Origin of the sequence: Herbidospora galbida (assembly GCF_005233835.1) — a bacterium.
Taxonomy (GTDB): Bacteria; Actinomycetota; Actinomycetes; order Streptosporangiales; family Streptosporangiaceae; genus Herbidospora; species Herbidospora galbida.
This window is the reverse complement of the sequence record NZ_SZQA01000028.1, coordinates 52,047-72,989: the sequence shown is the minus strand read 5'-3', so window position 1 is coordinate 72,989 and position 20,943 is coordinate 52,047. Positions and strand designations below refer to the sequence as shown.

Sequence of the window (20,943 nt, the reverse complement as noted above, 5' to 3'; positions counted from 1 at the left end):
CTCAGGATAGAACGCCCGCCATCGGAGGTCTCTGGGCAACAGAGACATCGTGTTCGACCGGTTCGTGGCCCAGCGCCGAGCGCCGGAACTGGGTCAGCCGCAGCTGTGCGTTCCCCAGCGGCACGCCGCTCAGCCGTGACCAGGCGGTCTGCATGATCTGCGCGGCCATCCCGCCGAGGGCCTCGGTCGACTGGTGGGAGTGGACGCGGCGGCCGAGGTCGACCTGCGCCAGCGCGTCGAGGCCGCACAGGTCGAGCAGGTCGATCAGCAGGCCGAGCTCCACGCCGTAGCCGGTCACGAAGGGCACCCGCTCCAGGGCGGTCCGGCGGCCGGCGTACTCGCCCGAGAGCGGCTGGACGAACCCGGCCAGCTCGGGCCAGTGCAGGTTGATCAGGGGGCGGGCGACCAGCTCGGTCACCCGGCCGCCGCCGGTCTGCTCGGCGCCGAACGGGCGGTCGTAGCAGCCCTTCACGTACGCCACCGTGCGGTCGGTCAGCAGCGGCCCCAGCAGCCCCGTGACGAACGAGGTCTCGAACTCGCGCAGGTCGGAGTCGATGAAGACCAGCAGGTCACCGGACGTGACGGCGAGCGACTTCCAGAGGGCCTCGCCCTTGCCGTCGAGCGGCTTGAGGTCGGGCAGGATCTCGTCCTGGGCGATCACCGTCGCGCCCGCCCGCGCGGCCACGGCCGCGGTGTCGTCGGTCGACCGGGAGTCGATCACGACCAGCTCGTCGACCAGGCCGGGGAGATCGCGCCGGATCGCCGCGACGATCTCGCCGACGGTCTCCCGCTCGTTCCGGGCCGGGAGCACGACGCTGATGGTCGTGGTTCCCTTGGCGTCGAGCAGCGCCGGAAGGGGCCAGTCGGACGCCGACGACGATCGCCTGCCCGACCACGCCAGCACCTCAGGCAGCACGCCCGCACTCCCCCCTGCACGTCACGCACACACCTTATGGGGTGTCGTGACCGTTCTAATCGGCGGCGTGGCGTTCGAGGAAGGCGTACACGTCGGCCTCGTCGACGCCGGGGAACGACCCGGGCGGCAGCGCGGCCAGCACGTGGGAGTTGGCGCGGGCCGAGGGGAAGGCGTACCCCTCCCAGCGCTGGGCCAGCTCGGCCGGCGGCCGGCGGCAGCAGTCGCCGTTGGGGCAGTTCGACTTGGTCCGCCGGGTGGTCTCGCGGCCCCGGAACCAGCGCGACTCGCGGAACGGCACGCCGAGCGTGATCGCGAAGTCCTTCTCGTGGGACGGGTCGACGTGCGCGACGCAGAAGTGGGTGCCCGTGGGGCCGTCGCTGTACTGGTGGTAGACCGAGTAGCGGTCGGGCGACCGGAACACCTGCCGGCCCGACCACTGCTGGCACAGCCGCTGGCCCTCGATCGCGCCCTGCTCGTCGGCCGGGAAGATGATGCCGTCGTTCTCGTACGCCTTGTAGATGATCCCCCCGGCGTCGTTGCGCACGAAGTGGCAGACGAGGTCGAGGTGGTGCGTGGCCAGGTTCGTGAAGCGGTGGGCGGCCATCTCGTAGGAGACGGCGAACACGTCGCGAAGGTCCTCGACCGACAGGGCGCGGTCGCGCTTGGCCTCCAGCAGGTAGGGGGCGGCGGCGGCCTCGGGGACCAGCACGGCGGCGGCGAAGTAGTTGGCCTCGACCCGCTGGCGGAGGAAGTCGGCGAAGTCGCGGGGCTTGTGGTGGCCCAGGGCGATGTGGCCGATGGTCTGGAGCAGGATCGTGCGCGGGGTGTGCATGCCGAGCTGCTCGCGCTTGAGGTAGATCCGGTGGTTGCGCAGGTCGGTCACCGAACGGGCCGAACGCGGCAGGTCGGGGGCGGTGTGCACAGTGAAGCCGTAGTGGGCGACCAGGGCCTGGATCATGCTCTGGGACAGGGCGCCGGTGCGGTAGCCGACCGACAGCAGGGCCTCGGCGGCGGCGCTCTCGATCTCCTGGAAGTAGTTGCCGGCCTCGCGCTGCTTGCGCCGCAGCTCGGCGTTGGCGGCCCGCGCCTCCTCGGGGGTGGCGGTGCCCTTGGCCTGACGGGCCTTGAGCTCGTCGTACAGACCGAGAAGGTGTTCCAGCACGTCGTTGGGGACCCGCGCGGAGACCTTCAGCCTCCCCAGGCCCAGTGAGGTGTAGAGGGGGTCGCGCTGGGCCTCCTCCAGGGCGATCTCCAGCTGGGCGCGGCGGTTGGGGGCCTGCCGGCGCAGCAGCTCCTCGACCGGGACGCCGAGCGCGGCGGCCAGCGACTTCAGCAGCGACAGCTTGGGCTCGCGCTTGCCGTTCTCCAGCAGGGAGAGCTGGCTGGGCGCCCGGCCGACCCGTTCGCCGAGGTCGGAGAGGGTGAGGCCGCGCTGGCGGCGGAGGTGTTTGAGACGCTGCCCGAACGCGAGCAGGTCGATCTCCTGCGTCAAAGACAGCGGTTCTTCGCCGAGCACGGAGGGCATCTCGTAAGGATAGGCGAAATTTCGTGACATCTTCCAGTGCGAGTGACTCAGCTCACATCGATTGGTCTAGTCCTTATAGGAAATTCGATGTTTCTTCGCACCGCAACACGGGAACGAATTTCCGCCCCGCGAATATTTGGCCATATTTCTAGACATCTCGACTTGTTTGGTCTCTTGACATCAACACAAACTCGGAAACAAGCACCCCAGGTGACGACCCAACGCAACAAGGGAGTGACCGAGAAGATGATGTCGGAACGCCTCAGGTCAGCCGCCGCCGAGCTGCGTCATGACTGGGACACCAATCCCCGGTGGTCCAGCATCGACCGCACCTACGCCCCGGACGACGTCGTGCGGCTGCGCGGGTCCGTCCAGGAGCAGTACACCCTGGCCCGCCTCGGCGCCAAGCGGCTGTGGGACCTTCTGCACACCGAGGACTACGTCAACGCCCTGGGCGCCCTCACCGGCAACCAGGCCGTCCAGCAGGTGAAGGCCGGGCTCAAGGCCATCTACCTGTCGGGCTGGCAGGTCGCCGCGGACGCCAACCTCGGCGGCCACACCTACCCCGACCAGAGCCTCTACCCCGCCAACTCGGTGCCCGCCGTGGTCCGGCGCATCAACAACGCGCTGCTGCGGGCCGACCAGATCACCTGGGCCGAGGGCGTCGAGGACGCGCCGCACTGGCTGGCGCCCATCATCGCCGACGCCGAGGCCGGATTCGGCGGCGTGCTCAACGCCTTCGAGCTCATGAAGGGCATGATCGCGGCCGGCGCGGCGGGCGTGCACTGGGAAGACCAGCTCGCGTCCGAGAAGAAGTGCGGCCACCTCGGCGGGAAGGTCCTGATCCCGACCTCCCAGCACGTCAAGACCCTCAACGCGGCCCGCCTCGCGGCCGACGTCTGCGGCGTCTCCACTCTGGTCATCGCGCGGACCGACGCCCAGGCCGCGACCCTGCTGACCAGCGACGTCGACCCGCTCGACCAGCGGTTCTGCACCGGCGAACGCTCCGCCGAGGGCTTCTACCGGGTCCGCAACGGGATCGAGCCCTGCATCGCGCGGGGGCTGGCCTACGCTCCGTACAGCGACCTGCTGTGGATGGAGACCGGCACGCCCGACCTGGACGTCGCCCGTCAGTTCGCCGAGGCGATCAAGGACCGCTACCCGGACCAGATGCTCGCCTACAACTGCTCGCCGTCGTTCAACTGGCGCAAGCACCTGGACGACTCCTCGATCGCCAAGTTCCAGCGCGAGCTCGGCCACATGGGGTACAAGTTCCAGTTCATCACCCTGGCCGGGTTCCACTCGCTGAACTACTCGATGTTCGACCTGGCCCGGGGCTACGCCGAAGAGGGCATGTCGGCGTACGTGGGCCTCCAGGAGGCCGAGTTCGCGGCCGAGAAGCGCGGCTACACCGCGACCAAGCACCAGCGCGAGGTCGGCACCGGCTACTTCGACCTGGTCAGCACCGCCATCTCGCCCGACTCCTCGACGACCGCCTACCGAGGCTCGACCGAGGCCGACCAGTTCCACTAGAAGCCCGGCCCCGCCGCCGCGACGCCGCAGGTCACCCTCGAAGGATCTGACGTAGGAGCGGCGGCGGGGCCGTTCCCAGTAGGCTCCGGCGGATGATCGGGAAGTTACTCGGCCTCGCCGCACTCATCGCCGTGGCGGGATGCGGCCAGGAGGTCCAACCGCCCACGCGGGCGGTGCCCACTGCGGCGAAGGCCACCCCGTCGGCGTCGGCGTCGGTGCCGGCTGAGGTCGCGGCGCACCGGCCGAACGTGGTCAGGCTGACCGCCACCACCCCCTCGTGCGCCGGGGACAGAAGGATGGGCACCGGGTTCGCCTACTCACCCGACCGGGTGCTGACCGCCGCGCACGTCGTGGCGGGCGCCGAAAGCCCGATCACGGTGACCGACGCCGACGGCAGACGCCACAGGGGCGACGTCGTCGTCTTCGACCCGAAACGGGACGTCGCGGTCCTGCGGGTGGCCGGCCTGGACGCCGATTTCCTTGATTTCGACTCGGTCGATCCTGGCGACCGGGCCACGTTCGCCGCCTACTCGAAGGACGGGAAGTTCACCGTGCGGTCGGGCGAGGCCGGCCCGCCGAGGCCCGCTCTCGTCAACGACCTCTACAACGAGCGCGCCGTGTCGCGCGAGGTGCTCGTCCTCACGGCCGCCGTCGACCCGGGCATGTCGGGCGGGCCACTGTTCGGGCCGCACGGAGACGTCGTCGGGATGATCTTCGCCGCCAACCTCGACCAGCCCGGCAGCAGCTACATACTCACCACCAGGGAGATCGCCCGCCCCGCGGCGGACGGCCTGAGAGCCACCGCCCCCGTGTCGACCCGGGAATGCGCCTGAGGATCACCCAGCGGACGGTGACGGCGACGGTGAGGGGCTCGGGGAAGGCGACGGGCTCGGGGAGGCCGGCGGAGACGGCGAGGGCTGCGGGGACTCCTCGTCGCCCCACTGGGGTTCCGTGGTGATCCCGCCCGTCGGGACCGGGCGGGTCGGCGTCGGGTTGTTCGTCGGGCCCGGGTTGTCCGGCGGCCCCTGGGTCCAGGTCGGCTCTCCGGGAGGCGGCGACGGGACCGAGGTGTTCCACGGGTCCTCGCCCGGCGGCCACGACGGGGTGATCGTCCGGGTCGCCGTCACGGTGACCTGCGCGCCCTCCTCGCCGATCGGCGGCACCTCGCCCTCGACCGGCGGCCGGGACGTGCCGAGCACCTCGGGCGAGGCCGCCGCCTCGTTGGGCAGCACGACCATCGGCACCGCCGGCGGCGGTTCGGCGGTCTGCACGCCGCCCGCCGGGGAACTGGTGGCCGCCACGACCGTGATCGCCGCGATGGTGACCGTGGCCAGGGCGGCGTAGCCGGCGTGCTGGGTGGTCGAGCCGGACCGGCGGCGGCGTCCCCGGACGCCGGTCTCGGGCGCCGCCGCGACGGCCTTCAGTTCGCCGCCGCGCGGGTAGGGCACCGGCTGCCAGATCTCCTCCATGACCTCCGCCACGGCCACCCGCAGGTCGGGCGGCAGACCGACCCCTCCGGCGGCCAGCAGGGCCGACAGCAGTTCGGCGGCGTCGGGGCGTTCGGCGGGCTCCTTGCGCAGGGCGGCGTTGACGGTGTCCCAGAGCAGCTTGGGCACGGCCGAGATCCGGGGCTCCTCCAGCAGGATCCGGCGCATCACGACCTCGGCCTCGCCCGCCCCGAACGGGTGGTAGCCGGTCGAGGCGAAGGCGACCAGGCAGCCCCAGGAGAAGACGTCGGAGGCGGGGATCGCCGGGCCGCCGGTCAGCCGCTCGGGGGCGACCCAGCCGGGGCTGCCCATGATCTGCCCGGCCTGGGTGTGCGCGGCCAGCGTGTCGAGGTCGCGGGCGATGCCGAAGTCGATCACGAACGGGCCGCTCGGCGACAGCAGCACGTTGCCGGGCTTCAGGTCGCGGTGGACCAGCCCGGCCTCGTGGGTGGCCACCAGGGCGGCGGCCGTGCCGAGGGCGACGCCGTAGGCGAGGTCGGGGGTGAGCGGGCCGCGCGCGGCCACGACCTGCGACAGGCCGGGCCCGGCGATGTACTCGGTGACGAGGTAGGGGCGGTCGCGGTCGTGTCCGTCCTCGATCACGGCGGCGGTGCAGAAGGGCGCCACGCGGCGGGAGAACTCGACCTCTTCGGTGAAGCGGGCGCGCAGGGTCGGGTCGGACAGGTGCATCGGGTGGGGGGTCTTCAGCGCCACCAGGCCGCCCTGCGGATGCTCCGCGAGGTAGACCACGCCCATGCCGCCGGTGCCCAGGCGGCCGAGCAGCAGATATCGGCCAATGATGACCGGGTCTCCCACGGTGAGTGGCCGCACGCCGGGCGGCATGCCGTTCTGGGGGCCCGTTCCGCCTCGTGCCATCCGGAAGTTACCTCTCCGATCCAAAGAAGTACGCAAGGCACACTGTGGCCGGATGGAACGGTCCGCGCCTCCAACTAGGCAGAAGCGGCATAACGGGTTAGGTCACTACGACCTGGGGGTAACAAACGCCAGGTCACAGCGGTACCAACAGTCACTCGCCTCAGGCCGCCACTTCGCCGCCGGCGGCTTTCGCCGCGGCCTCGACCGCCTCGACGAAGCGGCCCATGTTGGGGAAGACCAGCCGGGCCTCGGGCAGTATGTCGGCCATGAGCGCGAAGACGTGGGGCATCTTCCGCCATTCTTCATACCGCACCGGAACCCCGTTCGCACGCGCCCGTTCGGCCACGCGGTGGGCCTCCTCGCGGAGCACCTCGGTGGTGCTGGTGACGATCATCAGCGGCGGCAGGCCCGTGTAGTCGCCGAAGACCGGGGAGACGAGGGGGTCGCGGTTGTCCAGGCCCTCGGTCCAGCGGCGGGCCATCCACTCGACCCGGCCGGCGGGGAGCAGCGGGTCGGCCCAGCGGTTGGCGGTCTTGCGCTCGTCGCTGAGGTCTGCCCAGGGAGACAGGCAGATGGCCGCCGCGGGGAGCGGCAGCCCGTTGTCGCGGAGGGAGAGCAGCATCGCCAGGGCCAGGTGGCCCCCGGCCGAGTCGCCGGCCAGCACGATGCCCTCGGGGGCGAAGCCCCGGTCGAGCAGGGCGCGGTAGGCGTCCAGGGCGTCGGCGAGCGACTCGGCCAGCTTGTGCTGGGGGCCCTGCCGGTAGTCGAGCGCCAGCACCGGCCGCTGTGTCACGGCCGACAGCCGCCACGTGATCGGCCGGTGCGTCACTGGAGAACAGATGAAATAGCCGCCCCCATGGAGATAGAGGACGACCTTGCTCTCATCGAGCTCTTGGAGATCGGAGTCGGGCTGACCGGACCCGCGTACCCACTCCCCCGAGCAGGCGCCGAACGACTCCTGTTCGATCGAGACGGTCGGCGGGACCAGTCCGGGCAGGCGTCCGCCCAGCTCGATGATCCGGTTGGCGACCACCAGGCTGGCGGTCGTACGGAGAAGGACGGCCGATATGGGCTTCATGGTGCCCCGCAACAGCCCGTTGGCCGCTATGGCCTGCCAGCTCAAAGGGTGTTCCGGGCGAACGTCCACGTCGATGTCAGCGTTCATGCGGATCCCTCCTTGTCCGTTTCGTTCCCTTATGCCTAGTTAGGTAACCCAGGATGTTACACAGGGGTTACGCAGATCGGCAGGGGTGAATCACCGGGTTACGATCCTCGGCGGGAGGTGGCCGACTTCGTCCTCTACCTGCGCCTGTTCCAGTACGGCTTCCGCCGTCACAGCACCTACCTCGCCGCGGCGCTCGCCGGGGCCTTCACCAACACGGTTTTCGGCGTTCTGCGGGCCTATGTCCTGATCGCCTTGTGGGAGGCCCGCCCCGGCCTCGCCGGATACAGCCTCACCGAGGCCGTGACCTTCTGCTTCCTCACCCAGGGCTTCATCGGGCCCATGCAGGTGTTCGGCCGGGGCCTGTCGTTCGGTGACCGCATCAGGTCGGGCGACATCGCGTTCGACCTGGTCAGACCCGCTCCCCTGCTGCTCTGGAGCCTCTCGGAGGACCTCGGCAGGGCGGCCTACCTGACCCTGGCCCGCAGCCTGCCGCCCTCGATCGCCGGGGCGGTCATGTTCACCATGGTCCTGCCGGTCTCCCCCTGGTTCCTCCCGTCGTTCGTGCTGGGGATCGTGGTCAGCTTCGGCTGGCGCTACCTCGTCACGCTCGCGGCGTGCTGGACCACCGACGACCGGGGCATGCACACCCTCTCGGCCCTGCTGACCTTCTTCTTCAGCGGGATGGTGCTCCCGCTCGGGCTGTTCCCGGGCTGGCTGCGCACGGTCGCGGAGGCCTCGCCGTTCGCGGCGATGGTGCAGGTCCCGGCCGACGTGTGGCTCGGCGCCGAACCGGCGTGGAGCGCCCTGGGGTTCCAGCTTTTCTGGGCCGTCGCCCTGCTCGGCCTCGGCGCGCTGCTGACGGCGGCGGCCCGGCGCAAGGTGGTGGTGCAGGGTGGGTGACTACCTCCTGCTGGCCTGGACGTGGGTCCGCGCCTCGGCGCAGTACCGCACCTCGTTCGCCGTCTCGATCGTCAGCTCGTTCGCGATCAACGCCCTCGACGCCGTCGCCATCGGCATCGTCTTCACCCACGTCACCACCCTGGGCGGGTTCTCGCTCCGCGAGGTCATGTTCCTGTACGGCACCAGCGGCGTCTCCTTCGCCCTCGCCGACATGCTCTTCGGCAACGTCGAGCGCCTCAGCCAGCACATCAGGGCCGGCACCTTCGACACGATGCTGATCCGGCCGGTCTCTCCCTTCGTCCAGATGGCCGCCGACGGCTTCGGCGCCCACCGGATCGGGCGGCTGGCCCAGGCGGTCATCGTGCTCGGCCTGTCGCTGCCGGTCGTGCCGTGGTCGCGGGCGTGGATGGTGCCGGTCATGATCGTCTGCGGCGTGGTGATCTTCACGGCGGTGTTCACGCTCGGGGCGGCGCTCCAGTTCGTCCTGGTCGACGCCCCCGAGCTCGCCAACGCCTTCACCTACGGCGGGGTCACGCTGACGCAGTATCCGCTGTCGGTCTACGGCGAGCAGCTCGTCCGAGGGGTGACCTACATCGTGCCGCTGGCCTTCGTGAACTGGCAGCCGGCCCTCTACGTCCTCGGGCAGCCCGACCCCCTCGGGCTGCCCGGCTGGCTCCGCTTCGCCTCTCCTCTGGCCGCCCTGCTGCTGTCCGCCGTGGCCGCCCTCGCGTGGCGGGCGGGCATCCGCCGTTACCGATCGACGGGGAACTGATGATCGAGACCATCTCTCTGGGCCGCGACTTCAAGGTGCGCGGGGCGGTCGTCCCGGCCGTACACGACCTGACCTTCCGGGTGGAGGCCGGCGAGTTCGTCGGCTGCCTGGGCCCCAACGGCGCCGGGAAATCGACGACGATCAAGATGCTGACCGGGATCCTGACCCCCACGCGCGGGCGGGCGCTGGTGGCCGGGCTCGACCCGGCGCGGCAGCGGAAGGCGCTGGCGCGGCGGATCGGGGTGGTCTTCGGGCAGCGGACGACGCTGTGGTGGGACCTGCCGCTGCGCGACAGCTTCGAACTGGTCCGGCTCCTTTACAAAGTAGATCGTGACCGGTTCGGCGCGCGGCTGGCCGAGCTGACCGAGGTGCTGGAGCTGGGCCCGTTCCTGAAGACGCCCGTCCGGCAGCTCAGCCTGGGCCAGCGGATGCGCGGCGACATCACCGCCGCGCTGCTGCACGATCCCGAGGTGCTGGTGCTCGACGAGCCCACGATCGGGCTCGACGTGGTCGCCAAGGGCGAGGTCCGGTCGTTCCTGGCCCGGCTGAACGCCGAACGCGGCACGACCGTGCTGCTGACCACCCACGACCTGGGCGACGTCGAGCGGCTCTGCCGTCGGGTGCTGCTGATCGACCACGGGCGGCTGGCCTTCGACGGGAGCGTGGCGCAGCTGCGGGCGCTGGTCCCCGGGCAGGAATCGATCGAAGACGTCGTGGCGCACCTCTACCTCAGTAGTACTCCGGCTGTTCCTCGTACTCCTCGTCGTACTCCCGATGCGGACCCGCCCACCGTGACGGCATGAGCACCGGCACGAACAGGGCGATCCCCACCAGGCCGTAGACGCCCGACGACAGCAGCGCGAGCATCCCCTGGCCGGCCTCGGCGATCTCCTTCTGGAGGCCGGCGCCGACGGGGGCCAGGCTGGTGGCGCGGGAGACGTCGATGGCGTACACGACCGTCCAGGCCAGCAGCACCATCGAGGGCACGAACGCGGCGATCGGCGAGATCCGGCCCGCGATGACCACCCCGAGAAAAAGGCCGACGACGGCCATGATCCCCAGCGCGATCAGCATCCGGGGGTCGCGGACGGGGTCGATGTCACCGACGGACCCTCGCAGCGACTCCCGTGAGGCCCAGCCCCCGCCGAACAGCAGAGCGGCGGCGACGACGATCCCGACGAGCAGCCCGATGAAGTGCCGCATGTCACCCACCTCGAAAACGTTCTTGGTCCGCGCGGCAACATTAGCGACAAAAACCGAAATATCGCACTGCTCCTGACGGGATCGCTTGGCGGCGGGGTGACATCCCGGCAAAGCGTGAGAAGATGTGCGCGCCATGCCGAAGACCCACCCGATCCCAGCAGACACAGCGGTGTCGCACGGGTGCCGTGGTGATCGGCCGGAGCCCCCGCGCATCAGGCGACGCCCGCTCCTTTCCGGCGATCACCCCCCAGGTTCGCCCGCAGGACTCGCCCTGAGGTTCGCGCGGTCCGGCTCGTTCGCGGCCGTCTGCGTCGTCCTCGCCGCCGGGGGCCACCAGGCCGCCGGGGGCGACGGGCCGACCCTCGGGGCGCTCGCCATCGGCATGCTCACCGTCTTCGGGGGCGCCTTCGCACTCGCGGGCCGTGAGCGGTCCCTCGGCGTCATCGGCGGGGTGCAGGTCGCGGCGCAGTTCCTGCTGCACGAGCTGTTCACCGAAGGGCAGACCGCCCGCGTGCTGATCGGCCCGCTGACCGATCCCGACCACGACCACGGCGGGCTCGGGGTCTCCCTCGGCATGGTGCTCGCCCACCTCACCGCCTCGCTGGTCACCGCCTGGTGGCTCGCGCGGGGCGAGGCCGCCCTGTGGGCGGTGCTGCGACGCCTCGGCGTCGGCGCCTGGCGGGTGCTCAAGGCGCCGCCGGTCCCAGCCCTGCCGCGTCAGACGCGGGTCCGCGCCGCTGCCGTCGCGCTCTCTCCGGTACGTCCCCTCCGGCACGCCGTCGTCCGGCGCGGCCCTCCACTGGCCGGGATCTAGGCAGCCCGTCCCCTTTTTCCTTCCGCACGACCAGTGGAGTCCTTGTCATGTCCGTTCTTCGCCGCGCCCTGGCGATCACCGCCACCGCCACCGCGCTCACCCTCGGCTTCGCCCTCCCGGCGCTGGCCCACGTCACCGTCCAGCCCGGCTCGGTCGAGCAGGGCAGCTTCAGCAAGGTCGCCTTCCGCGTCCCCAACGAGCGCGACGACGCCTCGACCACCAAGATCGAGGTCACCTTCCCGGTCGACGCCCCGCTGCCGTTCGTCTCGGTGAAGCCGGTCCCCGGCTGGAAGGCCGAGGTGACCGAGGGCAAGCTGCCCACCCCGGTCCAGTCGCAGTACGGCGAGATCACCGAGGCCGTCACCAAGATCACCTGGACCGGCGGCGAGGTGAAGCCGGGCGAGTTCCAGGAGTTCGAGGTCTCCCTCGGCGGCCTGCCGACCACAACCGACCACCTCTACTTCCCGACCAAGCAGACCTACAGCAGCGGCGAGGTCGTCGACTGGAAGGACGAGCCGAAGGCCGACGGCAGCGAGGCCGAGCACCCCGTCCCGACCCTGAAGCTCACCCCGCCCACCGGTGACGACCACCACGGCGCCGCCGCCTCGGCCGCCCCGAGCGCCGCCCCGGCCGTAGCCGCCTCCCCGGCCGTGGCCGCCTCCCCGGTCGCCGCCGACGCCCACGACTCGGGCTCCAGCGACGGCACCGCCCGCCTCATCGGCGGCATCGGCGTCGTGGTGGGAATCGCGGGCGTGGGCGTCGCCATCGCGGCCCTGCGCCGCAAGCCGACCGCCTAGGAAGTGACGTCCCGCGACCTGAACCGCGCCCGCGCGACCGACCCGAAGATCGCGAGATGAGCCGGAGCGCCTTGGGCGGCTCGGCGGAAGCCCTCCGTCGAGCCGCTAGGTGGCCGGCCAGAACCGCATCTTGTCGAGCTCGGCGAAGGCGATGCCCACACGGGAATCGGGTTCTCGATCGTTGTGCGGAGCGGCCGGGAGGAGGACGCCGCCTCTCGCCGGGAGCTGTTCCGGACGATCGTCCGCCCGGCGCTCACCTTCACCGACGGCCTCCCGGCCGAAAGAGGATCGTCATGAGACCCGCGCGACCACCTTCCTGACCCGACGGGCGCACCACTCCGCGACTGGAACGGATCGTGAAGGTGCTCCGCACCGCCGGGCTCAACTCCGAGGCCGAGCCGCACATCGACGCCCGGCTCAAGACCCACGCCGCGTTCGCGGTGCCACTCGGGCAGACGGTACGGGCGGCGGGCGGCCCGGCGGCGCTGGCCGATGATGCGGACAAGGTCCGCCTCATGCGGCAGCACCTGGCCGCCCTGCCCATGCCTCCGGTCCCTCGGGGGTTCGCCGCGTTGCGGACCCTGCCGGAAGGCTGCCTGCTCGTGGCCGTGCTGCGGCGCTTCCTATCGGCGAATCCGCCGGCAGACCCGAGCGAGGCGGCCCGAAGTCGCGGTGGTGACCGGCCACGAAGACCCCCTTGGGGTGGGCTCTCACACCGACGCCTGCTGGTCGGCACTTCGGCGGTCGGCGTTCAGCGCCGCCGTCCCTGCCGCCTCTCCGGCTGGGGGCGGCTGCCCGGCTCAGTCAGGGGACGTGCTTTCGGAAGAGCTCGGTCAAGGGCGCGGACTCAAGACTGGCGACGACCGTGTCAGCCGCGGCGAGCACGCCCGGATCGCCGATGCCCACGACATGGCAGCCTGCCCGCCGAGCTCCCTCCACTCCCGCCGACGCGTCCTCGAAGACGACCGCCTGCCACGGAAGCACGCCGAGACGCACTGCCGCCTCCAGGAAGACCGCCGGATCCGGTTTGGCCTGGCTGATGACCGTTCCGTCGACGATCGCGTCGAAGTAGTCCTCGATCCCCGTGCGGGCCAGAACCTCGCGGGCGCTCCGGCTCGCCGAGGCGAGGCCGATGGGCAGGCCCCAGGCGCGCAGCGTTTCGAGTGTTTCGACCGCGCCCGGCAGCAGGTCCGCGGACCCCAGGTCGGCGAGATACCGCTGGTAGAGGGTGTTCTTTCGGTCAGCGGCCACATGGGCTTCCGCCTCGCCGAGTGCGACGCCTCCCGAGCGGAACACGATGGCGACGGCGGCCGTCCGCCCCACTCCTTTGACGGCCTCGGCTACGTCATCACCGGGAGCGAAACCGTACTCGCCGGCGACTTCCGACCATGCCCGCCAGTGCAGGCGCGCGGTGTCGACCAGCACTCCGTCAAGGTCGAAAATCGCTGCGTCATGAAGGGGACCGGTGTCCGTCATGCACGTCCTCTCGGTATGTGTCTCTCCAGCGCATGATCCGACATGGATGGGTCGCCGACGCTTCGGCGCTCAGCGCCGCCACGACTGTGGCGGGCGCGGCGGCCAGGAGGGGCAGCCGTACCGAAGGGCTGGGGATGTCGCCCCGCGCGTGCAGCACTTCCTTGATCACCGTGGGGTTCGGCTCCGCGAACAGCTTCAGCGAGAGCAGGGCCAGGCGCCGTCCGAGGTCGCGGGCTTCGGTCACCGAGCCTGCCCGCCAGACGTCGATGAGCCGGGCGAAGCCGGCGGTGGCGACCAACGCCGAGGCGACCACGCCACCGTGCGCCCCCATCGCCAGCAGCGGCGACAGGCACGCGTCGTCGCCTCCCAGGATCGCGAACCCCGCCGGCGGATCGGCCAGCAACTCCACGACGACGTCACCGATCCCGCCGGTGGCGGACTTGATCCCCACCACGCCAGGGATCGCGGCGAGCCGCCGCAGCGTCTCGGCGGACAGTGGCTGACCTGTGCGAAGCGGGACGTCGTACACGACCAGAGGCACCGGACTCGTTGCGGCCAGATGCGTGAAGTACGCGACCACCCCGTCCTCACCAGGGCGGACGAACGGCGGAACCACGGTGAGCGCGGCGACCGTCTCCGGTGCGCGGTTCCGGAACGCTCGATCGCCGAGCCGCCCCAGCGCCTCGACCGTGTTCGCGCCGACGAGGAGGGGCGCCGACCGCTCCTGGCACACCCGGGCCACCACCTCGACCACGGCCCGCTTCTCCGCCTCGTCCAGCGAACCGGGTTCTCCCGTGGTCCCGAGGGCGACCAGCCCGGCGGCCCCGTCGGCCAGCACCCGCCGCGCGAGCCCTTCGAGCGCGTCGAGCGACACCTCGCCGGAATCCTGGAACGGGGTGATCAATGGGACATAGAGCCCGTCAAGTGTCATGCCTCCATCGTGGGTGGCAGCAATGTGAAGGACCAGTTCCGATTCATGAAGGGATCCGTAAGCTGAACTTATGCTTGATGTTCGCCGGCTGCGGCTGCTCCGCGATCTGTCCCGGCTCGGCACCATCGCGGCCGTGGCCGAAGCTCACGCCTACACCCCGTCGGCGGTCTCTCAGCAGCTCGCGGCGCTGCAACGGGAGGCCGGCGTGCCCCTGCTGGAGAAGACGGGACGGGGCGTCGCCCTCACCCCGGCCGCCGTTGCCCTGGTCGGCCACACCGAAACCGTGCTGGCCGCCCTGGAGAGGGCGTCCGCCTCGCTGGCCGCCGCCCGCACCCCCCTGAGCGGAACCATCCGCATCGGCGCCTTCCCGACAGCGGTCCACACCCTGCTCCCGGCGGCGCTGGTCGCTCTGGCCCGCGACCATCCGGCTCTCGACCTGATGGTCACCGAGCTCGACCCGGCCGCCGCCCCCGAGGCGCTCCGAGAACGACGCCTCGACGTGGCCCTGCTCCACGACTACGACCTGGCCCCGGTCGACCCCGACCCAACGCTCGACTCGACACCGCTGCTGGACGAGACCGTCTACCTCGCGGTCCCGAGCTCGGCGGCCACCGGGTCACTCGCCGACCCCGTGGCCGGGTTCCGGGACGCCGAATGGATCATGTCCGCGCCCGGAACCCTCTGCCACACCGTCGCCGTGCGGGCCTGCCAGGCGGCCGGGTTCTCGCCCCGCGCCCGCCACCACGTCGACGACTTCGCCGCCGTCCTCACCCTCGTTGCCGCAGGTCAGGGCGTCGCTCTCGTGCCCGAACTCGGTGCGGCCCGACCGCCTGACGGAGTGAGCCTGCTGCCCCTGACGGCCCGGCGCCGGACCCGGATCGCCTACCGCCGCGGCGCCGGCGACCACCCCGCCGTCGCCGCCTGCGTCGCCGCCATTCGCACCGCGACCGCCGACCACTACAGAGAAAGTCGGCTACCCGCAGGGGCAGACCCAGAATCCGTCTTCGCGAAGGATTAGAGCCGACATGTGGCCACTCAGGACGTGACGTCCCTGGACGTGAACCGCGCCCACGCGACCGACCCGAAGATCGCGATGTACGCGGCGAACGCCAGCACCCCCTGACCCATCTCCCCCGTGGCCAGCGGTTCGCGGAGCGCACCGTCGAACCGCTGGAACCACGAGGGGAGCAGGTAGGGCGAGACCGCGTCGAGTTGCGGGATCAGCGTGAGGATCTGACTGACCAGCACCAGCACGACCGTGGTGACGATCGCGCCGATCGAGGTGTCGGTGAACACCGACACGGCCAGCGCGAGCGTGCCGAGGGCGATCATGCCGAGCGTGACGTAGAGCGCGATCAGGCCGATCCTCAGCAGCCCCTCGGCGAGCGGCACGGTCGTGCCGGACAGCAGCGTGACCGGCCCGACCGGGAACAGCACCAGCCCGGTGACCAGCCCCGCGACCATGATGACCAGGCACGTCACCAGCGCGAACACCGCCATCCCGGCGAACTTCACGCCCAGCAGCCGGGTCCGCCCGGCCGGGGCGGTGAGCAGGTACCGCAGCGTCCCGAGCCCCGCCTCCCCCGCGATGGCGTCGCCGGCCACGACCGCGACGACCAGCGGCAGGATCAGCGGCACCATGAACGAGAACGCGACGAACGCGAGCGCGAGCCCGTTCCCGGCCACCTGCGTCAGCAGCGCCTCCCCGTCGCCGCCGAAGACCCGGATGGCGATCCCGCAGAGCACGGGCACGACCGCGACGACGACGAGCATCGCGACGGTCCTGGGCCGCCGGAAGATCAGCCCGACCTCCGACCGGAAGAGCCGGAGGGTCGACCGGAGCGTGGCCCGCCTCGGCGCCGCCGCGAACGGCGAACCCGCCAGGTGGCCGCCGAACCGGTCCGAAACCTCTGCGGGCGCGACGGTGCCGGCGCCGTGCCCGTCGCGAGAAGCCGCGGCTCTGACGCCCTCCTCGCGCGGTGGGGCCGTTCGCTCATGAGTCGACATCGAAGCCCTCCCCCGTCAGCCCCACGAAGACGTCCTCCAGGCTGGGCTTGATCACCTGGAAACCCCGGATCGGCACCCCGGCCTTGAACAGCAGGTCGCTGACGTGCTCGGGAGCCGTGCGGCCGATCTCGGCGCCGACCCGGCCGGAGGCCTGCCGCACGTCGCGCAGGCCGAGGCCGGTCAGGACCCTCGCCGCCTCCGTCACGTCGGAGGTCTCGACCTCGACGCGGGCCGCCGCGCCCGCGCCGAGGTCGGCCATCGGGCTCTGGGCGACCAGGCGGCCGGTCCGCATGACGCCGATGTGGGTGCACATCTGCTCGACCTCGGCCAGCAGGTGGGAGGAGACGAAGACGGTCGTGCCGTCGGCCGCGACGTCCTTGATCAGGGCGCGGACCTCGCGGGTGCCCTGGGGGTCCAGGCCGTTGGTGGGTTCGTCCAGAACGAGCAGGTCGCGGCGGCTCAGGAGCGTGCTGGCGATGGCCAGGCGCTGGCGCATGCCCAGCGAGTAGGCCTTGTAGCGCTTCCCGGCCGCCGCCGTGAGGCCGACGCGGTCGAGGGCCTCGGCCGTCCGCCGCCGGGCCGAGGCCGGGTCGGCCGCCGGGTTGGCGGCGTCCAGGCGCAGGAGGTTGGCGGCGCCGGACAGCCACGGGTAGAAGGCGGGGCCCTCGACCAGCGCGCCCACCCTCGTCAGGGCCGCGCGGGTGGGGTCGCCGAACAGGGTGCTGGTGCCGCCGGTCGGGGTGATCAGGCCGAGCAGCATGCGGATCGTGGTGGTCTTGCCCGATCCGTTGGGGCCCAGGAAGCCGTACACGGAACCGCCCGGGACGGCCAGGTCGACGCCGTCGACGGCGACCTGACCTCCCGGGAAGCGCTTCGTCAGGCCCCGCGTGGCTATCGCGGGAGGGTTCATCCGGCGGCCTTCTCCAGGGTCTCGGGGGTCACCGCGCCGGCCAGGAGGCGGCCGTCGTCGGTGAGGAGGGCCGAGACCAGCTTGGTGGTGATCACCCTGCCGCCCTCGACGGGTTTGGCCGCGGCCAGGATGGGACTGTCCTTCAGCGCGGCCGCGTCGAAGGGCAGCGTCACGACGGAGGTCCAGCCGTTCCCGGTGACCGCGACGTCGCCGGCGGGCATCTGGGGCTGCTGCCGGGTGAAGGCGGGCAGGTCGCCCTCGGTCACCTTCGCGCCGGGCGGCGGGGTGAAGGTGAAGTTCTCGGCGGCGGGCTCGGCGAAGGTGATCGAGTCGAAGCCGACCTCGAAGGCCGGTTCGGCCGCGCCCTTGGCGAAGATCTGCACCCGCAGCGGCACCAGCGTCTCGCCGTCGATCGCCAGCCGCACGTCCCGGACCAGCGACTCGGCCGCCTTCGGCGCCAGCACCAGCTCGTACGCCGCCCTCCCGGCGACCGTCGCGTCGTTCCCCACGCTGATCGCCGTGTCGGTCTCGGCCATCGCCAGCGCCTGGCGGGCGGCGTCGGGCGGGGTCACCGCGGTGGGCAGAGGGCCGGGGGCCGGGGCGTCCGTCGGCAGCTTGATCTTCGTGGCGGTGTTGGCGGCGCTGTCCCACCACCACGTCTGCCCGTTGTTGTAGATCACGTTCTGCTCGCTCATGGCGCCGGGGATCGCGATGCGGAACCGGTCGGCGGAGCCGTACCAGACCTTGAGCTCGTGCGAACCCGACAGCAGCGCGAGCGGGCTGGTGCCGACCGGCGCGGCCGGGAGGCCCGGGATGCCGAGCGACGCGGTCTCGACGATCGTGCCCGACATCGGCGGCAGGTCCCCCGGCCCGCTCCACTTCGCGGTGACCTCGGTGAGCAGCTGCTCGGCGGTCAGGTCGGGCAGCTGCGGATCCCCCTGGACCGCCGCGATGACGGGGCCCGCTCCGATGGCGCCCGCCACCACCAGGACGGCGGCCGCCGGAACCCCCCACCTCACGGCGCGTGCTCTCGTGGACATCTCATGCACTCCAATCTGATGGACGTGCCCACACCATGCGCGCCCGGCCCTGTGGTGAGGCTGAGACGTGCTGAGACTCCTCTCAGCCGGGTCACAGCACACAACCCCCAAAATGGGGAAATGCGCGTGCTGGTGGTGGAGGACGAACGACGGATGGCCGCGGCCCTGCAACGGGGCCTGCGCGCCGAGGGCTTCGCCGTGGACCTGGCCCACGACGGCGAGGAGGGCCTCCACCTGGCCTCGACGGGCGAGTACGACATCGTCGTGCTCGACATCATGCTGCCCCGCCTGTCGGGCTACAACGTGTGCAAACGCCTGCGCGAGGCGGAGAACTGGGTGCCGGTCCTGATGCTGTCGGCCAAGGACGGCGAGTACGACATGGCCGACGGCCTCGACCTGGGCGCCGACGACTACCTGACCAAGCCCTTCTCGTACGTGGTGCTGGTCGCCCGGCTGCGGGCCCTGCTGCGACGGGGCGGCGGACGGCGTCCGTCGGTGCTGCGGGCCGGCGACCTGACGCTCGACCCGGCGCGGCGGCTGGTGCGGCGCGCGGAGAAGACGGTCGACCTCACGCCCCGGGAGTTCGCGCTGCTGGAGTTCCTGATGCGGCACCCGGACGAGGTCGTCTCCAAGGCGGAGATCCTGGAGCACGTGTGGGACACCTACGACACCGACCCCAACGTCGTCGAGGTGTACGTCGGCTACCTCCGCCGCAAGATCGACGCGCCGTTCGGCCGGGGCGCCCTGCAGACCGTGCGCGGAGCGGGATACCGGCTGGCCAGCGATGGCGGCTAACCCGTTCCGCTGGTGGCGGCGGCGCAGCCTGCGGGTCCGGCTGACCGTGGTCGCCACGGCCGTGCTCGGCGTGGGTCTGGCGGTGGCGGCGTGGGTGTTCGTGAACGTCCTGGGGCGCTCGCTGATCGCCACCATCGACGACGAGGTGACCTCCCGGGCCCGCGAGATCGTGGCCCTGTCGGACGCGAACCGGCTCGACGGCGAGATCGTCCCGACGAAGGCGACGATCGTGCAGGTCATCGACCGGAACGGCCGGATCACCGCGGCGACCCCGTCGACCGACCGCCTGGTCCCGCTGCTGCCGCAGGGCGCGCGCGGGACGGCGGCCGACTCGGGCAGGCCGCAGTTCCTCGACGGCCGCCCCTACGGGATCCCGGCCGTGCTGCGCGTCACGGTGATGAGCGCCGACAACGGCGTGACGGTCCTGGCGGCCCGGTCGTTCAGCGAGATCGAACGCGCCCTGCGGACGACCGGCCACGTCCTGCTGCTCGGCACCCCGCTGCTGCTGGTCGTCCTCGCCGGGGCGTCCTGGGTGATCATCGGCCGCACCCTGAGCCCCATCGGCGCGCTGCGCCGGGGCGCGACCGAGATCACGGGTTCGTCGCCGTCGCGGCGGCTGCCGGTCCCCGAGGCCAACGACGAGGTCCACTCGCTGGCGATGACCCTGAACGACATGCTGGCCCGCCTGGAGGAGGCCGGCTCGCGGCAGCGCGCCCTGGTCAGCGACGCCGCCCACGAACTGCGCAGCCCCCTGGCCAGCATGCGCCTCCAGCTGGAGGTCGCGCTGAGCCACCCCGACGGCCAGGACTGGCGCGAGACGGCCGAAGGCGTCCTGGAGGACACCCTGCGGCTGTCGAAACTGGCCGAGGACCTGCTGGCGCTGGCCCGGCTCGACGAGGGGCGGACCCTGCGCCACGAGCCGGTCGAACTCGGGCGGCTGGTGACCCGCACCGCCTCCCGCTACGGCCTGGACGCCGACATCCCCGCCGAGGCCGTGGTCGTGATCGGGGCGGAGATGGACCTGGGCCGGGTGCTGGTCAACCTGATCGACAACGCGGTCCGGCACGCCCACGACAAGGTCGGGGTGGGGCTCTGGAAGTCCGGGCCGTGGGCGGTCGTCACCGTCACCGACGACGGGCCCGGGATCCCCCCGGAGGACCGGGAGCGGGTGTTCGACCGGTTCACCCGGCTCGACACGTCGCGGTCGCGCGACGACGGGGGGACGGGGCTGGGGCTGGCCATCGCCCGCGAGGTCGTGGAGGCGCACGGCGGGTCGATCGCGCTCGACGACGCGGAACCGGGGCTGCGGGCGACGGTCCGGCTACCGGTCTGACTCCTCGCGTGAGTCGTACGCCGTCTGACTGCGTTCGATGCCGGGATTGTGCTCCACCGCCCACTCCGCGAGCGTGATCGCCGGGGCGATGAGGGTCTGGCCCATCGGCGTGAGTTCGTACTCCACCCGGGGCGGCACCTCCGCGTGGGCGGTGCGGGAGACGAGCCCGTCGCGTTCGAGGTGACGCAGGCTCAGCGACAGCATGCGCTGCGAGATGCCGGGGATGTGCTCGCGCAACTCGCCGAAGCGCAGCCGCCTCCCGTGGAGGGTGGCGACGATCACCAGGGTCCACCTGTTGCCGATGCGGTCGAGGATGGCGCGGACCGTCCGACCGGCGTCTCCCCTGATCAGACAGGTCTTCTCGGACTGCGACACGACCACTCCCGGTTACTTGCTCACACCGATGTTCCTTTTGTACGGCATCCGGCGCTCCCCCATCATGGGCTGCCCGACCATTGGAGGA

General features: G+C 71.6%; 21 protein-coding genes. 10 read left to right on the top strand and 11 right to left on the bottom strand.

The window, feature by feature from the left end:
• Position 1: 1 nt before the first annotated feature.
• Entirely contained in the window at positions 2 to 916 is a 915-nt protein-coding gene (locus tag FDA94_RS26010) for a glucosyl-3-phosphoglycerate synthase (protein ID WP_137249702.1), read from the bottom strand.
• Positions 917 to 971: 55 nt separating this feature from the next.
• Positions 972 to 2,441, bottom strand: coding sequence for a helix-turn-helix domain-containing protein (locus FDA94_RS26005; RefSeq protein WP_246060164.1), 1,470 nt, complete (start codon positions 2,439 to 2,441; stop codon positions 972 to 974).
• Between the two features lie 249 nt (positions 2,442 to 2,690).
• Between FDA94_RS26005 and aceA the strand changes: the two genes are divergently transcribed.
• Positions 2,691 to 3,974, top strand: coding sequence for an isocitrate lyase (gene aceA, locus FDA94_RS26000; RefSeq protein WP_137249735.1), 1,284 nt, complete (start codon positions 2,691 to 2,693; stop codon positions 3,972 to 3,974).
• A gap of 92 nt (positions 3,975 to 4,066) precedes the next feature.
• Positions 4,067 to 4,807 (top strand): S1 family peptidase, encoded by a 741-nt coding sequence (locus FDA94_RS25995; RefSeq protein WP_137249701.1) that lies wholly within the window; start codon positions 4,067 to 4,069, stop codon positions 4,805 to 4,807.
• A gap of 3 nt (positions 4,808 to 4,810) precedes the next feature.
• Here the strand turns inward: FDA94_RS25995 and FDA94_RS25990 are convergent, their stop codons facing one another.
• Both FDA94_RS25990 and FDA94_RS25985 read right to left on the bottom strand, forming a co-directional pair.
• Positions 4,811 to 6,337, bottom strand: coding sequence for a protein kinase domain-containing protein (locus FDA94_RS25990; protein ID WP_137249700.1), 1,527 nt, complete (start codon positions 6,335 to 6,337; stop codon positions 4,811 to 4,813).
• Between the two features lie 160 nt (positions 6,338 to 6,497).
• Positions 6,498 to 7,502: an alpha/beta hydrolase gene (locus FDA94_RS25985; RefSeq protein ID WP_137249699.1), complete on the bottom strand. Its 1,005-nt coding sequence runs from the start codon at positions 7,500 to 7,502 to the stop codon at positions 6,498 to 6,500.
• Positions 7,503 to 7,619: 117 nt separating this feature from the next.
• Here FDA94_RS25985 and FDA94_RS25980 point away from each other — a divergent pair, with 117 nt between their 5' ends.
• The 3 genes from FDA94_RS25980 to FDA94_RS25970 are packed head-to-tail and all read left to right on the top strand — an operon-like array spanning position 7,620 to position 9,977.
• Positions 7,620 to 8,402: an ABC transporter permease gene (locus FDA94_RS25980; protein ID WP_246060163.1), complete on the top strand. Its 783-nt coding sequence runs from the start codon at positions 7,620 to 7,622 to the stop codon at positions 8,400 to 8,402.
• The gene (locus FDA94_RS25975; RefSeq protein ID WP_137249698.1) at positions 8,395 to 9,174 is read left to right on the top strand and encodes an ABC transporter permease; all 780 of its coding nucleotides are present in this window, start codon (positions 8,395 to 8,397) and stop codon (positions 9,172 to 9,174) included. Before FDA94_RS25980 ends, FDA94_RS25975 begins: the two co-directional genes overlap by 8 nt.
• Positions 9,174 to 9,977 carry an ABC transporter ATP-binding protein gene (locus FDA94_RS25970; protein WP_137249697.1) on the top strand — a complete coding sequence of 268 codons (804 nt, stop codon included), beginning with the start codon at positions 9,174 to 9,176 and terminating at the stop codon, positions 9,975 to 9,977. The genes FDA94_RS25975 and FDA94_RS25970 overlap by 1 nt, the downstream gene beginning before the upstream one ends.
• On the opposite strand, the gene FDA94_RS25965 is transcribed toward FDA94_RS25970, so the two are convergent.
• Positions 9,904 to 10,377, bottom strand: coding sequence for a hypothetical protein (locus tag FDA94_RS25965; RefSeq protein ID WP_137249696.1), 474 nt, complete (start codon positions 10,375 to 10,377; stop codon positions 9,904 to 9,906). The two genes, FDA94_RS25970 and FDA94_RS25965, sit on opposite strands and share 74 nt — an antisense overlap.
• Positions 10,378 to 10,510: 133 nt before the next feature.
• Here FDA94_RS25965 and FDA94_RS25960 point away from each other — a divergent pair, with 133 nt between their 5' ends.
• Positions 10,511 to 11,191, top strand: coding sequence for an MFS transporter (locus tag FDA94_RS25960; protein ID WP_246060162.1), 681 nt, complete (start codon positions 10,511 to 10,513; stop codon positions 11,189 to 11,191).
• A 47-nt stretch (positions 11,192 to 11,238) separates the two neighbouring features.
• Positions 11,239 to 11,988, top strand: a complete 750-nt coding sequence (locus FDA94_RS25955; protein WP_137249695.1) for a YcnI family copper-binding membrane protein — start codon at positions 11,239 to 11,241, stop codon at positions 11,986 to 11,988.
• 804 nt (positions 11,989 to 12,792) lie between these two features.
• Here the strand turns inward: FDA94_RS25955 and FDA94_RS25945 are convergent.
• Positions 12,793 to 13,464 carry an HAD family hydrolase gene (locus FDA94_RS25945; protein WP_137249694.1) on the bottom strand — a complete coding sequence of 224 codons (672 nt, stop codon included), beginning with the start codon at positions 13,462 to 13,464 and terminating at the stop codon, positions 12,793 to 12,795.
• Positions 13,439 to 14,395, bottom strand: a complete 957-nt coding sequence (locus FDA94_RS25940) for a dihydrodipicolinate synthase family protein (protein ID WP_137249693.1) — start codon at positions 14,393 to 14,395, stop codon at positions 13,439 to 13,441. The genes FDA94_RS25945 and FDA94_RS25940 overlap by 26 nt, the downstream gene beginning before the upstream one ends.
• A 70-nt stretch (positions 14,396 to 14,465) precedes the next feature.
• On the opposite strand from FDA94_RS25940, the gene FDA94_RS25935 reads away from it, so the two are divergent.
• The gene (locus tag FDA94_RS25935) at positions 14,466 to 15,413 is read left to right on the top strand and encodes a LysR family transcriptional regulator (protein WP_137249692.1); all 948 of its coding nucleotides are present in this window, start codon (positions 14,466 to 14,468) and stop codon (positions 15,411 to 15,413) included.
• A gap of 17 nt (positions 15,414 to 15,430) precedes the next feature.
• Here the strand turns inward: FDA94_RS25935 and FDA94_RS25930 are convergent, their stop codons facing one another.
• The 3 genes from FDA94_RS25930 to FDA94_RS25920 are packed head-to-tail and all read right to left on the bottom strand — an operon-like array spanning position 15,431 to position 18,352.
• Positions 15,431 to 16,402: an ABC transporter permease gene (locus FDA94_RS25930; RefSeq protein WP_137249691.1), complete on the bottom strand. Its 972-nt coding sequence runs from the start codon at positions 16,400 to 16,402 to the stop codon at positions 15,431 to 15,433.
• Positions 16,389 to 17,312 (bottom strand): ABC transporter ATP-binding protein, encoded by a 924-nt coding sequence (locus FDA94_RS25925; protein ID WP_137249690.1) that lies wholly within the window; start codon positions 17,310 to 17,312, stop codon positions 16,389 to 16,391. The genes FDA94_RS25930 and FDA94_RS25925 overlap by 14 nt, the downstream gene beginning before the upstream one ends.
• On the bottom strand, positions 17,309 to 18,352 hold the full coding sequence (locus FDA94_RS25920; protein WP_246060161.1) for a LolA family protein: 1,044 nt from the start codon (positions 18,350 to 18,352) through the stop codon (positions 17,309 to 17,311). Before FDA94_RS25920 ends, FDA94_RS25925 begins: the two co-directional genes overlap by 4 nt.
• A gap of 120 nt (positions 18,353 to 18,472) precedes the next feature.
• Between FDA94_RS25920 and FDA94_RS25915 the strand changes: the two genes are divergently transcribed.
• Both FDA94_RS25915 and FDA94_RS25910 read left to right on the top strand, forming a co-directional pair.
• Entirely contained in the window at positions 18,473 to 19,147 is a 675-nt protein-coding gene (locus tag FDA94_RS25915) for a response regulator transcription factor (RefSeq protein ID WP_137249688.1), read from the top strand.
• Positions 19,137 to 20,480: a sensor histidine kinase gene (locus FDA94_RS25910; protein WP_137249687.1), complete on the top strand. Its 1,344-nt coding sequence runs from the start codon at positions 19,137 to 19,139 to the stop codon at positions 20,478 to 20,480. The genes FDA94_RS25915 and FDA94_RS25910 overlap by 11 nt, the downstream gene beginning before the upstream one ends.
• Here the strand turns inward: FDA94_RS25910 and FDA94_RS25905 are convergent.
• Positions 20,469 to 20,855 carry a winged helix-turn-helix transcriptional regulator gene (locus FDA94_RS25905; RefSeq protein WP_137249686.1) on the bottom strand — a complete coding sequence of 129 codons (387 nt, stop codon included), beginning with the start codon at positions 20,853 to 20,855 and terminating at the stop codon, positions 20,469 to 20,471. The genes FDA94_RS25910 and FDA94_RS25905 overlap by 12 nt on opposite strands.
• Positions 20,856 to 20,943 lie beyond the last annotated feature (88 nt).